Consider the following 17,222-nt stretch of genomic DNA (forward strand, 5'->3'; position numbering starts at 1 on the left):
ACGCGCCCAATGAACGAGCGGATGTGCTCGCTCTGGATGCTGCTTTCATTGCCCCAATTCCTTGCCCAGCGCGGAATCGCGGTAGGCCACCGCGTACATGGCCGTCACCACGAACACCGCCAGGACGCAAAGCAAGGTGGCCAACGCGCCCTGGACGGCGCCTTCAGCCGTCAGATAGTAGGTAAGCGGGTACAGAAAACCGTAGGCGATGCCGGCAAGCAGGACCAGCACCAGCAGCATCAGCAGCAGAGGCCAACGCTTGTAGGGCATGGCGGCGCGCAGACCGCGGAAACCGTAGGCCCCGGTCGCCGCCACGCGCGGCAGGCTCAAGCCATACGTCGCCACCAGGTACAACACGGGCAGCCAGACCACGGCCAGCAAAGGGATCAAGGCACCGAAGAACACCAGGGACGAGGGCGCGTTCATTACCATGTAGAGGACGAAGGGCACGTCCCCCGTCACGCGCCCCAGCGCCGTCACCGCGATAGTGATCGCAACGAGCAGCACCAGATACCGGACGCCGCCGCCGCCGCGCCCGCCCTCCACGCCCGTGCCGGCGTCATCCGCCAGCAGGACGGCCCGGTGCCAGGCAAACGTCACCCGCGCGAAGGCGATCAGATTGACTACCGCCGCCACGGCGAACAGCACATCCCGGTACTGATAAAGCGTCGACGTCAGCAGGGCGAACGGCAAGGTCAGGACAAACACGGCCAGGGACCAGGGCGCGGCGCCCAGCATGGCGCGGCCCCGCTGCCGAATCACGCTCGCCGTCGCGGCAATAAAACGACGTGCGCCAAGTTTGCTCGACACGGGATTCCTTCGCGGTGATGGGGCCTCGTTTATACCCCAGCCATCCGCCGCGCCAGTCGCGGGGCTTACTCGTCCTTCATCTTGACCGCGTTGGCCTGGTCGGCCTTGAGCCCGGTGGTGCTGACCTTGCCGGTCGGCGCCTCGATGGCATCCAGGTCGGCGCCGCCGCCCGCGGGCGCGGCCACGGCATCGAGGTCAGCGGCGGCGGGGGCAGCCGGGGCGGCAACGCCGTCGAGATCGGCAGCGGTGTCGGCAGGCTTGGCGGCCGGCTTCTTCGCGGTCCTGGCCGGGGCTTTCTTCTTGGCCATGGTGGGCTTGGTCACGGCCAGCGGGCGGCTGTACAGATTGCCGTCCTGATACACCAGCATATAGGGCTGGCCCACGCTGGGCTTGACGGTCTGGCGCGCCGTCCATTGGCCGTTGACCACATTGAAGGCCAGCGGCGCTTCGCAGCTGCGATAGGTGTTCTGCCACTTGCGCGATTGGCCTCCCACGACTTGATAGACGCTGTACACGTGAGCGCAGCCGGCCTGCGGCGCATCCAGGGTGATCAAGGTGGCGCCCGCCACGTCCGCCACGTTGGCGACGGTGACGTTGACGTCCTTCGGCAGGCCCAGCTCCATCACCTTGCGCTGCTGATACAGCTTGATGTCGTAGCTGCCGTCCACATAGCGGCGCAGGGCGGCACGTTCGCCATTGACCATGAAGACCGATTGCTCCTTGGCCAACACCTCACCGAAATCGAGGGTCATGTTGCCGCTGCCATTGCTGACGCAGCCGGCCAGCAGCGCGGTCATCGCCACGCCAGCCGCCGCGATCAGCCGGCGCAGGGACATACCGGTTGCGCCCTGGGTTTCTGCTCGTACTGCGTCGGTCGTATGCATGGCTGGCCTCGATGATTCCCTGCGCAAAACCGCAAGGCGTCTGCACAAGTAATGCTAATTAAATCAAAATGTATAATTAGGGCCGGAGTTTACAAGGTTTACGCGGGTTGGAGAGGAAATGAAAAAAGTCTGCATGGTCGCCGCGCTGGCGGCCTGCTTTGGCGTAACGGCCGCTCACGCCGAGGCCTATCGCCTGGCCTATTCCAAAGCCGAGAACATCGAGATCTTCGTCGACCATACGGGCGCGGCCTGGTGCAGTCCGCATCTGGCCTTGCGCGCGGTCTATGGCGGCGCCCCGGATCAAGCCGCGCTGGCTCGCCTGCTGCCCAAGGTCGGTGTATTGCTGGGTAACCAATGTCCGCAAGCCGTCGCGCTGCGCTGGACGGCCGCTGACAAGTCCGGCCAGCCGTCAGGGCAGGGGAGCAGCACCAAGGCCTCGGGCTGGACGCTGCAAGCCGACGCCGCGCCGGCGCCGGCCGCTGCTGCCGTGGCTGCTGCCCCGGCAACGACGCCTGCCCCGGCCGCGGTTAGTGCGGCTCCGGCTCCGGCTCTGGCCCCCGCCCCGGTTGAAGCGGCGCCGACGCCCGCACCCGCCGCGAGTAACGTTGCCCCGGCGGCAGCGCCCGCACCGGCTGCGGCCCCCGCGGCGCCTCCCGTGGTCGCGCCGGTCGCCCAGGTCGAGACGTCGAACGCGCCTGCCAGCGTTCTGCCGCAAGCAGTCGCGACACCCTCGCAGCCGGCCGCCGCCGCGCAACCCGCGCCGCCAGCTGGCCAAGCCGCCACCGCTTCGGCCCCCGTGCCCGCAGCCGCGCCTGTGCCAGTTGCGGCCCCCGCGCCCACGCCGGCCCCCGCCGCCGCCAACATCCCCGGCTGGAACCCCCAATCGCGTGAAGCCCTCCTGGCCGGTACCAAGCTGCTCAAGGTCATGCAGGACCAGAACGGCTGCAAGGTCATCTCGACCTTCAATTTCGGCGATGTGCCGCAGAACTACGTCACCCTCAAGTCCGAAGGCCTGGCCTGCGACGCCCAGGGCTATCTCACGGGCAAGGGCAAGCTGCGCCTGGAGCGCTCCGACGGCGCCCGCCTGGGCAGCACCAACGATGTCTGGCTGGTGGGCGGCATCCCCTTCAGCAGCAACGTCAACGCCCCCCGCCTGGCCTACGTCGGCGCCAACGGCACGCTGTGGTTCGACCTGGGCGGCGACGGCGCGCGTTTCCAATACCTGGCGCGCGGATCGCGCATGTCCTACGGCAACGGCCTGGACATCTGGTCAGTCAGACGTATCGACGTGCTGACCACCCAGCCGGAAACTTTCCGCAATGCCGCCGACATCAAGGTAGCGGTTGACCAGGCCTTGCGTGTCGCCAGCACCCTGCTGCCGCAAGGCGGGCAGGTCAGTCTGGCCTTCGGCGACAACCTCGAGCGCGGCTTTGCCAACGACAACGCCGACAGCCTGATCTATGCGATCGACGCCAACCGCTCGGTAAGCTGGCGCGGCGAAGTGAACGGCGAATGGCGCTACAACCTGCAGTACGCGCAGAACTACCTGTTCCGCCGCGACGAACAGGCCGCCCGCAAGAAACGCGACGAACTGCGCCAACAGGCCTGGCGCGAGCGCGACAACCTGCGCCAGTACGAAAACTGGGTGGCGCAGGCCAAGAGCAACCCCGGCGGCATCCTGGCGTCCATGCAGCAAAGCCAGCACTACGAGCCGGTGGTGGGGTCGGACTACGCGTCCATGATGGAGGGCCGGTCCCGCTCCGCCCGCCTGGTGGTGCACGTGGACGGCGACAAGGACCAGGACGCCGTGCTCGATTGGCCTTACGACATGCGCCTGGTCGGCCAGAAGAACCTGAAGAAGGGCTGGTATCTGGTCGCCGGCCAACTGCGCCTGGACACTCAACGCAAGGACGACGACGGCCTGCCGCTGACGCTGTTGACCCTCGACAAGTCCGCCCCCTTCGCCTGCCAGAAAGAAGGCTGCGCGGACCTCAACGATCCGCTGGTCGGCGCCCGCATGATGCTGGGCCTGCCGGATTGGACCCCCGAGAAGGCGCGCGACATCATTCAACAAGCCGAGCAGCCCTGATATACCCGACGGACAGACACAGATGATCAAGCAGAAGAATGTCCCCCTGATAGCAGGCGGTGTAGTAGTCGTGCTGGGCGCGATCTGGTACGGCCTGGGCGCTTATGCGTCCAGCAAGGCGGAAGACCGCCTGGTGGCCTACCTGGACAAGAACGGCCAGCGGGCCAACGTGCAGTGGAAAAGCGTTTCGGCGTCGATCTTCGGCTCCGCCACGATTGAAGGCGTGACCATCGGCGCGCCCGGCAAACCCATGGCCCTGATCGAGCGGGTCAAGGTGTCTGGCGTGCGCGACGACCGCGACCGCCAGAGCGGCGACGTCGTGCTGGAAAACGCCACGCTGCCGGACGGCAAGAGCCCCTTGACCCAGCTCAGCGTATTCCTGCAGGCAGGCAAGGCGGATCTTCCTGCCGCGACCCTGAACGTGCGCTGGGACTACCGGCGTGACGACGACAAGGCAGAAGTCAACGTCGGCCTGCGCCAGCCGAAGGCGCTCGATGCCGACCTGGCCTTGGAACTGGACCACCTGGGGCCGGCCGTCGCGGCCTTCTCCGACCCCACCAAGCTGGCCGGCGTGGCCATGGCGGGCGCGTTTGGCGGACTGGGCGGCTTGGGCCGCATGGACAGCTCTCTGGCCTCGCTGGCCCAGGTGCGCGTGAAGAGCCTCAACCTCAAGGTCAAGGATGATGGTTACGTCCAGCGCAGCATCGTGCTTTTCAAGCGCTACAACATCCAGGCCGTGCCGGGCGAGGGCAGCGCCGGCAAGCAGCGCGACAAGAAGTTCAACGAGGCCGTGAAGGAAAACCGCAAAGCCTGCGAGAGCCGCAATCTGATGGCCGGCTTCAAGGACAATGGCGATGCCTGCAAGGCCCTGGCCAACTTCCTGGGCGGCGACGACGACACGCTGAAGTTCGAAACCGATGCCCGCGCCCCGGTGTCGCTGGCGGAGCTGCTGGCGGGGGGCATGCGCGACTCCCAGAAGACGCTGGCGCTGTTCTCGCCGACCCTGAGCAACTGAGGTGGCGGGGGCGTCCCGGGGCGATCCTCCGCCGGGACGCTAAAATCAGGCGGACGGCGGCTTTCCCCGTCCTCCGTTCAACTTACGCTGGATCATCATGCTAGACCCCACTCTACTGCGCAAAGAACTGCAAACCGTCGTCGACCGGCTCAAGAGCCGCGGCGTCGACTTCGACACGGAACGCTTCAACGCGCTGGAGTCTCGCCGCAAGGCCGTCCAGACCGAAACCGAGTCCTTGCAGGCCAAACGCAACGCGCTGGCCAAGCAGATCGGCCAGCTCAAGGCGAAGGGCGAGGACGCCTCGGCCGTGATGGCGGAGTCGCAAGCCGTGCCGGTGCGCCTGAAGCAGCTGGAGGAAGACCTGGCCGACGTGCAGCAGAGCCTGAACGAATGGCTGATGGCCATCCCCAACCTGCCGCACGCCAGCGTGCCGGTGGGCGCTTCCAGCGACGAAAACGTCGAGGTGCGCCGGTGGGTGCCCAAGACCGGCGCCGACGGCAACCCGGAACCGCTGGGCTTCGAGCCCAAGGACCACGTCGCGCTGGGCGAGCCCCTGGGCCTGGATTTCGACATGGCCGCCAAGCTGTCGGGCGCGCGCTATGCCTTCATGAAGGGTCCCATGGCGCGCCTGCATCGCGCGCTGGCCCAGTTCATGCTGGATCTGCAGACCAATACGCACGGCTACACCGAGTGCTACACGCCCTACATCGTCAATGCGTCGACGCTGTATGGCACGGGCCAGCTGCCCAAGTTCAAGGACGACATGTTCGCCGTCAGCAAGGGCGGCGGCGACGACGACCCCAAGGTCGACGACCAGGGCAAGAGCTACGCGCGCGAAGATCAATACCTGATTTCCACGTCGGAAATCACCCTGACCAGCGTGGCGCGCGACACCATCCTGGCTGACGCCGACCTGCCGCTGCGCCTGACCGCCCATACCCCGTGCTTCCGGTCCGAAGCCGGCAGCGGCGGCCGCGACACCCGCGGCATGATCCGCCAGCACCAGTTCGACAAGGTCGAAATGGTGCAGATCGTCCGTCCGGACACGTCCTACGACGCGCTGGAGCAGATGGTCGGCCACGCGGAGAAAGTGCTGCAGTTGCTGGGCCTGCCTTACCGCGTGATGCTGCTGTGCACCGGCGACATGGGTTTCGGCGCGGCCAAGACCTATGACCTCGAAGTGTGGCTGCCGGCGCAGAACACCTGGCGTGAGATTTCGTCGGTGTCCAACTGCGAAAACTTCCAGGCCCGGCGCATGCAGGCCCGTTTCCGCAATGCCCAGGGCAAGCCGGAGTTCCTGCACACTTTGAACGGTTCCGGCCTGGCCGTGGGCCGCGCGCTGGTGGCGGTGCTCGAAAACGGCCAGCAGGCCGATGGCAGCGTCGTGGTGCCGGAGGTACTGCGGCCGTATATGGGCGGCGTCGACGTCCTGGGCGGTTGAGGCGCCGCGGGAACGTCCGCTGATGCGGGCGGGCCCACCGTCTGCCTGATACGCGGCATCGCAGAAGAAAAAACGCTGCATGGATAACCATGCAGCGTTTTTTTATTGCCCTATGCGAGAGGGGCCAGAGGAGCGGGAGGGCAACTTAACGGTGCCAGCCCGGGCCGTGGCCGTAGCCACCATGGCCGCCACGGTAGTAACGGGGCGGGGGACCGCCGCGATAACCGCCGTGCCACCCGCCGTAGATCACCGGGCCCGGATAGTAGTAAGGACGCGGCGCCACGACCACGGGCGCCGGCGGGCCGTAATAGACCGGGGCGGGTGCCACATAGACGGGGGGCGGCGGCGCCACGTAGACAGGTGCCGGCGCGACGACGAGCGGCGGGACACCGATGGCGATACCCACGTCCACGCGTGCCATGGCCGCACTGGAAATCATCAGGGCAGCAGCCCCGAGACCTGCAACTAGCCAATGCTTTTTCATGATGTACCTGCGCTTTGCCGCCTGGGCGGCCCTTTGATGACAACGACCCCATTGTCCGCCAAATGATCTGAGCAATACCTTTCAGACCCACCCTAAGTGGCGACAAACCTATACAGCACAGCGACAGCTTTGAGCGATTTTGTGGATTTGGGGCAAGTTGTGTGTTTCGACACAAGGCGGGGACCATAAGTTCCGAAATCGGGTGAAACAGGTCGCCCGAAACGGCGGCGACGGCCAGGGTTTTTCAATTGCTTACGTGTTTGTCTCGGCAACGCCACGCCTCTGAGGAGGGGACGGATCGGGCTCAGAATGTTACTCACTTTGAAATTACTGTTCGCGTTTGCTTTCATCTCAGCAATAAAGATGTCGAATGACATCGGCACAATCCTGTCCTGACTGATTTGCCTCGACGCCGTCCATGGTGGGAGCGGTGGAGCGATCGGTCCTGCTGTCAGGGGAATGCCATCATGAATAGTCGAACCGTTAATGGTTTCCGGGTGCGCTGCGCGGTCGAGGCCGTGAATCGCCAGTATCAGATCCAGGTCTGGACTCGCAAGCTCGGCGCCAACGCACCGGAAAAATGCTGGCCCTTGATGGATGGGCGCGCTTTCACCAATCAGGACGAGGCGGAGAAGAGCTGCGAGGTGCTGTTCCACGGCATCAGCGGCGTGCGCTCCAACGGCGAGCCGGAATATTCGCGCGCCGCGGCCTGATCGTCTGAAACACCGCGCGCGCCGCGCGCGCGGATTGCCACCAGTAGGTGACGACTCCCCGTCGACACCCCGTGGCGGCCCCTTTACACTGCCCGCTCTTCCAAGGGAGGCGGCAGCGTGGAATACGAGAACCTGTACTGGGGCATGGCCACGATAGTGGGCCTGGCCGTCATCGGTGGCGGCCTGTTCGCGCTGTTTCGCGGCGTGATCAATTCCCTCGGCGCGTGCGTCATCCTGGCCACCCTGAATGCCTGTGGCGTGCTGCACTTCGCGGGCCAGGGTCCCGTCGCCGACCAGGCCACCTTGCTGGCCCTGGCTTCCTTCATGTTCACACTGGTGATCGCGGTCGCGGCCAGCCTGGTCATGCGGCGGGTCTTGCGGCGTACCTGAGCTCTCCTGCTTGGACTTCCTCTTTTCAAAGTCTTTTCAAAGCCTTTTCAAAGGCTGAAGCCGGATTCCTTGCGCAGGGATGCCGACGCCGGCTCGCTCAACGCCTGTACGAATTGCGCCGCCAGCGCGGGCGCTGCCGCATGGGTGCAGACCGCCGCGGTGTAAACGGTGCTCAAGCCGTACCCGGAGGGCAGGTCGCCGACCAGCGTGACCCCCGGCGTATAGCGGATTTCGGTCACCTGGGTGCAGCCCAGCAGGCCCTGGCCGCCGGCCTTGGCCATGGCCGTCATGGCGGCGTTGCCGTTGGGATATTCATGGATGCGGTCGGCCAGGGTGTCAGTCAGGCCCAATTTGTTCAGCACGCCGGCGATGTGGATGCCGGCGGTGGATTGGGTCAGGTGGGGAACGTACAGGCCCTTGCAGGCCAGCAGGGCGGCGCGCAGGGCATCGCCGTCACTGACATCCACCGGCGCGTTGCCGGCGAGGACCGCCACGCCGGTTTCCACCCGGCCTAGCGGCCGCGCGCTGCCCGCGACCAGATGGCCCTGCTGGGTCAGCTGGTCGATCAGCACCTGGGACAGCACCAGCAGGTCGCAGGGCGCGCCCGCCAGAAGCTTGTCGCGCATGGTGCCGACCGCGCCGAAAGTGGGGGCCACCGTGCAGGCGTGCGCGGCCTCGAAGGACGGGCGCAGACCGTTGACCACCGCTTGTGCGGCGCCGCCGCTGAAGAGTTGCAGTTCCATCATGTTCCTTTCTGTTTACGTTGGTGCTTGTTCATCATCCATGGCCTGCATGATGCGTTCGGGTGTCAGGGGCATGTGGCGCACGCGCACGCCGAGGGCAGCGGCGACGGCATTGGCGATGGCACCGGCGGTGGGCCCCAGCGCCGCTTCGCCGGCCCCCAGCGGGGTGCTGTCGGAACCGGTCAAGATGTCCACCGCCACGTCGGGCATCTGGCTGAAACGCATGATGGGATAGCTTTCCCAGTCCCCATCGAGCAGGCGGGTCGCGTCGAAGCGGGTGGCTTCCTGCAGGGTCCAGCTGGCTGCCTGCATGGCGCCCCCTTCGATCTGTTGGCGTACGCCGTCGGGGTTGATGGCCAGGCCGACGTCTACCGCGATATGCAAGGCCCGCAAGCGCACCTGATCGTCCACGTCGACATGCGCGACGACGGCGCAGTACGCACCGGTTCCTTTGTAGCGGGCGACGCCGCAACCGCGTCCGGAGGCGCTGTCTTGCATGTCGGCGGAGGTGTCGGTGTCGGTGGCGCTGGCCGCGGCTGCCGGCCCGGCCCCGTCGCTGGCACCGGTCGTAGGGCTGGCACCGGCCGTGGCGCGGTCACTCGCCTGCCAGGCCGCGCGGAGTACCGCCGCCATGCGCGGGTCCTTGATATGCGCCAGCCGGTAGTCGCGCGGATGCTCACCGGCCGCCAGCGCCAGTTCATCCATGAAGGATTCGATGGCGAAGACGTTGGCATGGGCGCCCAGCGCGCGCAGCGCGGAGGCGCGCAAAGGCACCGCCCGCACGCGATGGCAGGCGACGTCGACCTGGGGAAAGGCGTAGCCGGGCTCGGCATTGCGATCCATGCCGCCGCCGGCGGCGCGGGGCGCGTCGACGGCATCAAGGTGGGGGAAGGGCGTGGCCAGGTGCCAGCTGCCCAGCAGCGTGGGCGAGGGCGCTCGTCCCGGCCGCAGGCCATGGCCCGGGCTCCAGGCCTGGTGGCGCCAGGCCCGCACGTGGCCGTGTGCGTCGACGTCCGCTTCCAGTTCGACGGCCATCGCGGGGCCCAGGGGAGACCAGTTGAGTTCGTCCGCGCGCGACCATTGCACGCGCACCGGTCGTCCGGGGCAATGCGCGGCCAGCCAGGCGGCGTCGTAGGCGACGTCGTCCGCGCCATTGTGGCCGTAGCAGCCGGCGCCTTGCACATGTTCGACCACGATGGCGTCTTCGGGCCGGCGCAAAGCCAGCGCCAGGTCACGGCGCAGGTTGTAGATGGCCTGGCTGTGGGTCCAGACTTCCAGTCGGGCGCCGTCATCGCGCGCCAGCGCGCAGGATGGGCCGATCGAGGCATGCTTGAGGAACGGCCTGGAGTAGGCCGCGCGCAGCGTCCGCGCGACGCCTGCGGCGGCTGCATCGCTGCCGGCAGGAACAACCTCGCCGTTATGCAGATGCAAGGTCTCGCAGGGCAGCGTTTTGAGCCAGGCGGGCAGGGCGGTGTGGTCCGGCAGGGTGGCAGCCTCTTCCCACGTCGCGTGCGTGGCCAGGTGAGCCAGCGCGCGTTCCGCGATGTGCTCGCGCGTGGCGACGACCCCGACTAGGCTGCCGTCACGCGCGACGGCGACGACGCCGGGCCATGCGGCCACTGCCGCGTCGTCCAGGGCCAACAGGCGCGCCGCGGGTGAGGGCGGACGCAGCATGCGCCCATGCAGCATGTCCGGCAGTTCGATATCGTGGATGTAGCGGTAGCGCCCGTACACCTTCTCGACGATGTCGGCGCGGGGCTGGGACTGCCCGACCGCGCGATACGCGGTCCCGCCCTTGGGCGTCACCGCCATGTCCGCCGGCCGGTCGAGCAAGGCGGGGTCCATGTCCCAGTAGCTGCCCAGGCGCTCCGCGCCGCGCAGGAAAACACCGTCCTCCACGCGCACGAGTTCAATCGGCAAGTCGTGCCGGGCCGCCACCTGGCTCAGATACAAAGCGCGCGCCTGCGCGCAGACATGTCTAAGCGCCGCGCCGGAATGCTGAATGGACAGGCTGCCAGACGTCACCGCCTCGTCAGGGCTGATGTCAGTGCGCGGGGCGACCATGACGATACGCGCGAACGCGACGTCCAATTCTTCCGCGGCGATCTGCGCGAGGGCGGTGCGTATGCCCTGGCCGATCTCGACCTTGCCCGAGCGCACGAGCACACGGCCGGCCGCATCGAAACCCAGCCAGGTCGACAGGCGCGGGTTGGCGCGCAGGCTGAAGGGCAGGCCTGCATCAGCGACTCCCATTACGCGCCACCGCCGGCTGCATCCGCGGGGCGATCCACGTTTTTGCCCGCGCAATCGGCGTCCGCTTGAGGGGTCTGCGTTGCCTGCGCCGCGCGCGCCACGGCCCGCGTCACGCGCGGGTGCGTGCCGCAGCGGCAGAGATTGCGCTCCAGCCCAGCGCGTATTTCCGCTTCCGTGGGATGCGGGCAGCGGCGCAGCAAAGCCACCGCCGCGATCATCATGCCGGACGTGCAATAGCCACACTGGGCCGCCTGTTCGTCGATAAAGGCACGCTGCACCGGATGCGGATCGTCTTCGTCGCCCAGACCTTCCACCGTGACGACCTGTTTGCCCGCGGTCGCCCACATCGGCGTATCGCAGGCCGGCACCGCGTGACCCTCCAGCAGCACCATGCAGGCGCCGCACAGGCCGGCGCCGCAGCCATAGCGGCTGGCCTTCAACCCAAGGTCGTTACGCAGGACATCCAGCAGGCTGCGGCTGGCCTGCACGCGCAGGGACAGCGGCCGGCCATTGATGGTCAGCCCTATGATCTCCGCGTCAGCCTCGTCCACGCCTTGTGTCCCCACGCAAAACCCCAAGCAAAAGCCGAACCGTTCAGTCCACCGTGATGTTGGCCGACTTGACGATGGCGCCCCACTTCTCGATGTCCTGCTTGAGAAAGTCGGTGAACTGCGCCGGCGTCATCTTCATCGGCGTCACGCCGCTTTGCGCCCACACCGACCGGATGTCCGGCTGCTCGACGATGCGAGAGATGCGCTCGTTCAAGTAATTGACCACGTCAGGCGGTGTGCCTTTGGGCGCGAGCAAACCCAGCCAGATCGTCGCGGTATAGCCCGGCACGCCGGCCTCGGCCATGGTCGGGATGTCGGGCAGCACGTTGGAGCGTTGCGTCCCCGTGGTCGCCACTGCCAGCACTTTTTTGGTCTGGATCAGTTCCGTCATGGTGCTGACCGCGTCGAACATCATGTCGACCTGACCGCCCAGCACGTCGGTGCGCGCGCCACCGCTGCTCTTGTAGGGAATGTGGGCGATATTGACCCCCGCCATGCTTTTGAACAGCTCGCCGGCCATGTGGTACGGCGTGCCGGTGCCCGAGGAAGCGTAATTGAGTTTGCCCGGTGCCTGCCTGGCCTGCGCGACCAGTTCCCTGACCGACTTGATGGGCAGCCCCGCGCGCACCACCAGCACCAGCGGCGCCTCGTTGACCGGCGCGACGGCGGTGAAGTCCTGCATCAGGTCGTAGGGCCGCTTCTTCAACAGCGTCTCGTTGACCGTTTGCGTGTTGGACATCATCAGCAGCGTGTAGCCGTCCGGCGCCGCCTTGGCCACGTACTGCGTGCCGATCACGGCGCCCGCGCCAGGCCGGTTCTCCACTACGAAGGACTGGCCGGTTTCCTGGCCCAGGCGCTGCGCCAGCACCCGCGCATAGACATCGGCGGAGCCGCCGGCGCCGAAGGGCACGATGATGGTCACGGGATGACTGGGGTATTTCTGGGCCTGGGCCAGCGCCGGGCTGCTGCCCACGGTCCAACTGGCGAGCAGCGCCAAGGCGGCGGTGCAGCCACGCGTATATGCGTTCATCGATTGTCTCCTCACGTCCCGCTCTCGTGGCGGCCGTGTCCTTCTGCTTTTAGATCACTGCAACGCCGGCCAGACTTCAGGCCACCGGGTTCTCCAACACGCCCAGCCCCTCGATCTCGATGCGGATGACATCGCCCGATTGCACGAAGCGCGGCGGCTTGAAGCCGATGCCGACACCGGCCGGCGTGCCCGTGGCGATGACGTCGCCCGGCTTCAGTTCGATGCCGGCCGAAATGGTCTCGATCAACGTGGGAATGTCGAAGATCAGGTCCGAGGTATTGGCGTTCTGGCGCAGTTCGCCATTGACCCAGCACTTGACACCAAGCTTGGTGGCATCGACCTCGTCACGTGTGACGACATAGGGACCCATGGGGCAGAAGCCATCCAGGGATTTGCCCAGGAACCATTGGCGATGCAGCTTTTGCAGGTCGCGCGCGGTGACGTCGTTGACGATGGTGTAGCCGAATATGTGATCGAAGGCGTTCGCCTTGCTGATGTCACGGCCGGCCTTGCCGATCACCACGGCCAGCTCGGCTTCGTAGTCGATCTGCTGGGTCACCTGCTTGTGGGGCGGTATCGCCACACCGGGGCCGATCACGGTGGTGGCCGGCTTGGTGAAGACCACCGGCGCTTCGGGCGCGTGTTCGCCTTCCTTGGCGCTGCTGTCGAAGCCCGACTTGCTGAATTCGGCGGCGTGCTCGTGGTAGTTCTTGCCGACGCAGAAGATATTGCGGCGGGGCTGGTCGATGGGCGCCAGGATCTTGGCGCCGGCCAGCGCCTGGCCGGATCCTGCCTGGCTCAGTTTTTCGCGCAGGCGGTCGAAATCATGTACCAGTTGGACCATGTCTCCGGCGAAGCCGGATGCCAGTTGAGAGACCGGCCAGAATTGCTGCGATTGCGTGTCTACCAAGGCAATGGCGGGCTTGCCGTCGAGCGCGATATTGGCGAATTTCATGTGACTCATTAATCCAATTGGTTGTGCAGTGACCTAATTTAGAACCAAAATGGATCTTCATCAATACAAATTTTGGTGTATTGGCTGACCAATTGGTTCATGTTGAGGTAGAATCCCCCAGCTTAGGGAGGTACGTAATCGTGGATGAACGGGTAGCGGGAACCACCGTGCGGTCTGAAGGCGCCAAGGAACTGGCGCGGCATCTGCAGGAAGAAATCAGCGCGGGCCGTCTGCGGGCAGGCGTCAAGCTGCCGCCGGAACGCGAGCTCAGTCTTCGCTTCGGTGCATCACGCGGTTCGGTGCGGCGTGTGCTGGCGGACCTGCGCGAGCGGGGCCTGATCCGGCAGACGGTGGGCAGCGGCACATTCGTGTCGGACGAGGCCGAAGCGCTGCTGGGCGCGCCGCCTGCCGCGGTGCCGTGGTTTCACGTTCCGGTCAGTCCCGCCGAATTGATGGAGGCGCGCCGGCTGATCGAGCCATTGCTGCCCCCCATGATCGCGCGCAATGCCACCGCGGCGGACTTCAGCGCCATGCAGCATTGCATCGAGCAGTCCGAGGCCGCGACCACGATCGAAGGTTTTGAGCATTGGGATGGCGAGCTGCACAAGAGTTTCGCGCTGGCCACCCACAACGCTTTTTTCATGCAGATACTGGAGCTGACCAATCGCGCGCGTGAACAGGGCGAGTGGGGGCGGCTCAAGCGCAATTCGTTGACGCCGCAGCGCCGCGCCGAATACGAGCAACAGCACCGCGCCATCGTCGATGCACTGCGCGACCGCGACGCAGCCCAGGCCGCCGTCCTGATGACCGGCCACCTGGAGCAGATACGGCGCAACCTGTTCGGGGAATAAGCCCCTGTTCGCAGGACCCTAGGTCGGCTGCTTCTGCCGATATGCGTACGACGCGTCGTATTTCGCCGTGATGTACTTGCCGGCGATGATGGGTTCGTATTTGACGGGGCTGTCAGGCGTGGCGCAATTGGGCAGGCATTCGACCACGGTGTCGAAGTCCGGGTCGTAGAACACGGGGATGGAAAAGCGCTCCTGGCCCGACGCATTCACCACGCGATGCGGCGTCGAGACGAACAGGTCGTTGGACCAGCGGGCCAGCATATCGCCGATGTTCACCACGAAGGTGCCTTCGATGCAGGGTGCGTCGACCCAGTCGCCGCTGCGATTGCGCACTTGCAGGCCGCCGACGTCGTCCTGCCACAGAATGGTGATGCAGCCGAAATCGGTATGCGGCGCGGCGCCGTACTGATTGGTATGCGCCTCGGGCGGTTGCGGCGGGTAATGCAGCAAGCGCGCGCGCACCAGGGGATTTTTGTACAGAGGACGAAAAAAATCGCGTTCCAGCTCGAGCGACAGCGCGATTGCCTCAAGCACGCGTTGGCCCAGCTCAAACACGTGCTGGTAATACGATTCGAGAATGCCGCGCCAGGTCTGTTCATTGGGCAGCCATTGGTTCATACCGATCAAAGGCTTGCCCGCCAACACTTCCGGATGATCCGGTGTGAAGGGGAAAGCGAAATTGAAGCTCTCTTTCAGGTCGGCGAGGCGCGCGCCTTCGAGCACGGTTTGCCTGAAAGCCACGTAGCCGCGGTGCGCATCATTGATGGAAATCGATTTTTTGATTTCTTCCGGAAGCCGGAAAAAATACTTTGCGCACATATACACCGCACGCATCAGATCGGCCGGAATATTGTGGTTGGAGATGTAGAAAAATCCAACGTCTATCGCGGCTTTGCGAATTTCCTGCGCTACCCGGAGTGCGCCGCCATTGTCCTTTGTATCGAACATTGGTCGAATGTCGACAATTGGAATAGATCCAAAATCCCCCGTCTGGCACGCGGTCATAAAGCGACTCCTGGCGTTTCTTATGCCGTGGAAAATGATGCGTAAGCGAACTTATCCGGTTAAGATTGTGCGGCGTTGAACTTGAAACATTGTAATCAACTTCATACAAATGTCCATGCATACGTTGAGCGCAGGAGTCCCGATGTACCACCAGATCGCGCAGGTTTTGCGGCGCCGTCTGGAAGCCGGTGATCTGGGGGCTGGTAATCAGATGGCGACTGAACAGGCGCTGTGCGATGAGTTTGGTGTGAGTCGCACCACTGTACGGCACGCCTTGAGTTATTTGAAACGCGAAGGCCTGTTGAGCAGCCGGCGGGGCGTCGGCACTCGTCGCATCGACGCGGGCCCGCGCAAAAAATACGTGCGCTCCAATGGCGACCCGCTGCACGCGACTTTGTCCAGCAAACCACGGATATTGACCCTGGGCCTGGCGCCGGCGCCGGCGCATGTGGCGCGCTTCCTGGGACTGGAAGAGGGCACGGACGTATTTAAAATCGTGCGTATGCATGACCTCGATGGCGAGCCGCTGTCGGTCGTGATCAGTTATATGCCTGCTTATCTGTCGAAAATCTCGCGCGCCGCCATGCAGCGCGAATCGCTGCACGAGATTTTCTGGCACGACTTCGGCCTGAAAGTCGAAAAAAGCCTGCACACCATACGGCTGGGTCGCGCCGATACGGATATTGCCGAGCTCTTGAAAATCGGCCTGGCCGATCCGGTCATGCATATTCAAGCGCAGACATTCCTGCGCGGCGGCCAGCCCATCCGCTGGACCGAAAATTATTTTTGCGAAGATCGCTACGAATACACGGCCGAGTTCGTGTGGGATCCTCCGCCACCGCGGCGCAGAGCGACAACGGCCAAACCCGGGGAAAAAAAGTGAAGTTGTCCAGTTTGTTTGGTGGCGTGGTTTCCAAGTCCCTCCTTGGCGCCGCGCTCACCGCCGCGGTCACGTTGTTCCCTGGCGCCGCCGGCGCGCAAGCAGCCAACGCAAGTGCCGAGCAAGGCGCTTCGGGCTATCCCTCGAAACCCATACGCATCATCCTGGGCTTCCCCGGCGGCGGTGGCGCCGACGTGTTGCTGCGCTCCGTGACGCCCGCGCTGGCGGACGAATTGGGTCAACCCATCATTGTCGATAACCGTCCCGGCGCCGGCGGCAATCTGGCCATGGATGCGGTGGCGCGTGCCGAGCCGGACGGCTATACCCTGCTGATGGGTTCGCCGGGCCTGGCGACCAATCCTTTCCTGTATAAGGATCTGCCCTTTGACCCGATCAAGGCCTTTGCGCCCATTGGCATGGTGGGCAGCGTCCAGAACGTGCTGATCGTGCGGCCGTCGCTGCACATCGATACCGTCGCCGAGCTGGTGCGTTATGCCAAGGATCATCCGGGCGTGTTGAATTTCGGCTCGTCCGGCACCGGCACGTCCCTGCATCTGGCGGCCGAACTGTTCAAGCGCGATGCCGACGTGAACATCGTGCACGTGCCCTACCGCGGTGGCCCGCCGGCCATGACCGACCTGCTGGGCGATCGCGTCGACATGATGTTTAACGTCTTGCCGCAGGCACTGCCGCAGATCAAGGCCGGCAAGCTCAAGGCGCTGGCGGTCACGGCCGCGGAACGCGCGCCGACCCTGCCGGATGTGCCGACCATGGAAGAAGCCGGTATCAAGGGCTACACGGCGACGACCTGGAACGGGCTACTGGCGCCCGCGGGCACACCACCTGCTGTCGTGAACAAGATAAATGCAGCCTTGAACAAGGTGCTGTCGTCGCCGGATACCAAAAAGCGTTTCGACGACATGGGCCAGGACGTGGTGATGGACACACCGGCCGAGTTCGCCCAGCTGATCAAGGACGAAACCGCCAAGTGGAAGATCGTTATCCAGGAAGGCGGCATCAAGGCCCAATGACATGACGGCGCTGGCGTAACGGGCAAGACTGGCGAGACCTGCAAGCGGTACGGCAAGACTGGCGAGACCTGCAAGACCAGCTAGACCAGCCCGGTGC

17 protein-coding genes are annotated in these 17,222 nt (G+C 65.2%); 8 read left to right on the forward strand and 9 right to left on the reverse strand.

Features of this window, described 5'->3' with window-relative positions; all coding sequences use genetic code 11:
- Positions 1–45: 45 nt before the first annotated feature.
- Both ASB57_RS29740 and ASB57_RS29745 read right to left on the reverse strand, forming a co-directional pair.
- The gene (locus tag ASB57_RS29740) at positions 46–810 is read right to left on the reverse strand and encodes a hypothetical protein (protein WP_231755293.1); all 765 of its coding nucleotides are present in this window, start codon (positions 808–810) and stop codon (positions 46–48) included.
- A gap of 65 nt (positions 811–875) precedes the next feature.
- Entirely contained in the window at positions 876–1,694 is an 819-nt protein-coding gene (locus ASB57_RS29745) for a hypothetical protein (RefSeq protein ID WP_156414319.1), read from the reverse strand.
- A gap of 118 nt (positions 1,695–1,812) precedes the next feature.
- Here ASB57_RS29745 and ASB57_RS29750 point away from each other — a divergent pair, with 118 nt between their 5' ends.
- From ASB57_RS29750 to serS, 3 genes are all read left to right on the forward strand, one after another.
- Positions 1,813–3,783, forward strand: coding sequence for a hypothetical protein (locus tag ASB57_RS29750; RefSeq protein WP_057655703.1), 1,971 nt, complete (start codon positions 1,813–1,815; stop codon positions 3,781–3,783).
- A gap of 22 nt (positions 3,784–3,805) precedes the next feature.
- Positions 3,806–4,798, forward strand: coding sequence for a hypothetical protein (locus ASB57_RS29755; protein ID WP_057655705.1), 993 nt, complete (start codon positions 3,806–3,808; stop codon positions 4,796–4,798).
- A gap of 97 nt (positions 4,799–4,895) precedes the next feature.
- The gene (gene serS, locus ASB57_RS29760) at positions 4,896–6,239 is read left to right on the forward strand and encodes a serine--tRNA ligase (protein WP_057655707.1); all 1,344 of its coding nucleotides are present in this window, start codon (positions 4,896–4,898) and stop codon (positions 6,237–6,239) included.
- A gap of 145 nt (positions 6,240–6,384) precedes the next feature.
- Here the strand turns inward: serS and ASB57_RS29765 are convergent, their stop codons facing one another.
- Positions 6,385–6,723, reverse strand: a complete 339-nt coding sequence (locus ASB57_RS29765) for a hypothetical protein (RefSeq protein ID WP_057655709.1) — start codon at positions 6,721–6,723, stop codon at positions 6,385–6,387.
- 467 nt (positions 6,724–7,190) lie between these two features.
- On the opposite strand from ASB57_RS29765, the gene ASB57_RS29770 reads away from it, so the two are divergent.
- Together ASB57_RS29770 and ASB57_RS29775 are read left to right on the forward strand one after the other, a co-directional pair.
- Positions 7,191–7,436, forward strand: coding sequence for a hypothetical protein (locus ASB57_RS29770; RefSeq protein WP_057655711.1), 246 nt, complete (start codon positions 7,191–7,193; stop codon positions 7,434–7,436).
- A gap of 117 nt (positions 7,437–7,553) precedes the next feature.
- On the forward strand, positions 7,554–7,826 hold the full coding sequence (locus ASB57_RS29775) for a hypothetical protein (protein ID WP_057655713.1): 273 nt from the start codon (positions 7,554–7,556) through the stop codon (positions 7,824–7,826).
- 47 nt (positions 7,827–7,873) lie between these two features.
- On the opposite strand, the gene ASB57_RS29780 is transcribed toward ASB57_RS29775, so the two are convergent.
- From ASB57_RS29780 to ASB57_RS29800, 5 genes are all read right to left on the reverse strand, one after another.
- Entirely contained in the window at positions 7,874–8,572 is a 699-nt protein-coding gene (locus ASB57_RS29780; RefSeq protein ID WP_057655715.1) for a substrate-binding domain-containing protein, read from the reverse strand.
- 12 nt (positions 8,573–8,584) lie between these two features.
- The gene (locus ASB57_RS29785) at positions 8,585–10,822 is read right to left on the reverse strand and encodes a molybdopterin cofactor-binding domain-containing protein (protein WP_057655717.1); all 2,238 of its coding nucleotides are present in this window, start codon (positions 10,820–10,822) and stop codon (positions 8,585–8,587) included.
- On the reverse strand, positions 10,822–11,373 hold the full coding sequence (locus ASB57_RS29790) for a (2Fe-2S)-binding protein (RefSeq protein WP_156414320.1): 552 nt from the start codon (positions 11,371–11,373) through the stop codon (positions 10,822–10,824). The genes ASB57_RS29785 and ASB57_RS29790 overlap by 1 nt, the downstream gene beginning before the upstream one ends.
- A gap of 43 nt (positions 11,374–11,416) precedes the next feature.
- Positions 11,417–12,403 (reverse strand): tripartite tricarboxylate transporter substrate binding protein, encoded by a 987-nt coding sequence (locus ASB57_RS29795; RefSeq protein WP_057655719.1) that lies wholly within the window; start codon positions 12,401–12,403, stop codon positions 11,417–11,419.
- Positions 12,404–12,479: 76 nt separating this feature from the next.
- Positions 12,480–13,358, reverse strand: coding sequence for a fumarylacetoacetate hydrolase family protein (locus ASB57_RS29800; RefSeq protein ID WP_057655722.1), 879 nt, complete (start codon positions 13,356–13,358; stop codon positions 12,480–12,482).
- Positions 13,359–13,498: 140 nt separating this feature from the next.
- Here ASB57_RS29800 and ASB57_RS29805 point away from each other — a divergent pair, with 140 nt between their 5' ends.
- On the forward strand, positions 13,499–14,209 hold the full coding sequence (locus ASB57_RS29805; protein WP_057655724.1) for a FadR/GntR family transcriptional regulator: 711 nt from the start codon (positions 13,499–13,501) through the stop codon (positions 14,207–14,209).
- Positions 14,210–14,227: 18 nt separating this feature from the next.
- Here the strand turns inward: ASB57_RS29805 and ASB57_RS29810 are convergent, their stop codons facing one another.
- The gene (locus ASB57_RS29810; RefSeq protein ID WP_057655726.1) at positions 14,228–15,214 is read right to left on the reverse strand and encodes an isopenicillin N synthase family oxygenase; all 987 of its coding nucleotides are present in this window, start codon (positions 15,212–15,214) and stop codon (positions 14,228–14,230) included.
- Between the two features lie 142 nt (positions 15,215–15,356).
- On the opposite strand from ASB57_RS29810, the gene ASB57_RS29815 reads away from it, so the two are divergent.
- Together ASB57_RS29815 and ASB57_RS29820 are read left to right on the forward strand one after the other, a co-directional pair.
- Positions 15,357–16,097, forward strand: coding sequence for a GntR family transcriptional regulator (locus tag ASB57_RS29815; RefSeq protein ID WP_057655728.1), 741 nt, complete (start codon positions 15,357–15,359; stop codon positions 16,095–16,097).
- Entirely contained in the window at positions 16,094–17,125 is a 1,032-nt protein-coding gene (locus ASB57_RS29820; protein ID WP_156414321.1) for a tripartite tricarboxylate transporter substrate binding protein, read from the forward strand. The genes ASB57_RS29815 and ASB57_RS29820 overlap by 4 nt, the downstream gene beginning before the upstream one ends.
- Positions 17,126–17,222: the final 97 nt, after the last annotated feature.

This window comes from Bordetella sp. N (genome assembly GCF_001433395.1).
GTDB lineage: Bacteria > Pseudomonadota > Gammaproteobacteria > Burkholderiales > Burkholderiaceae_B > Bordetella_C.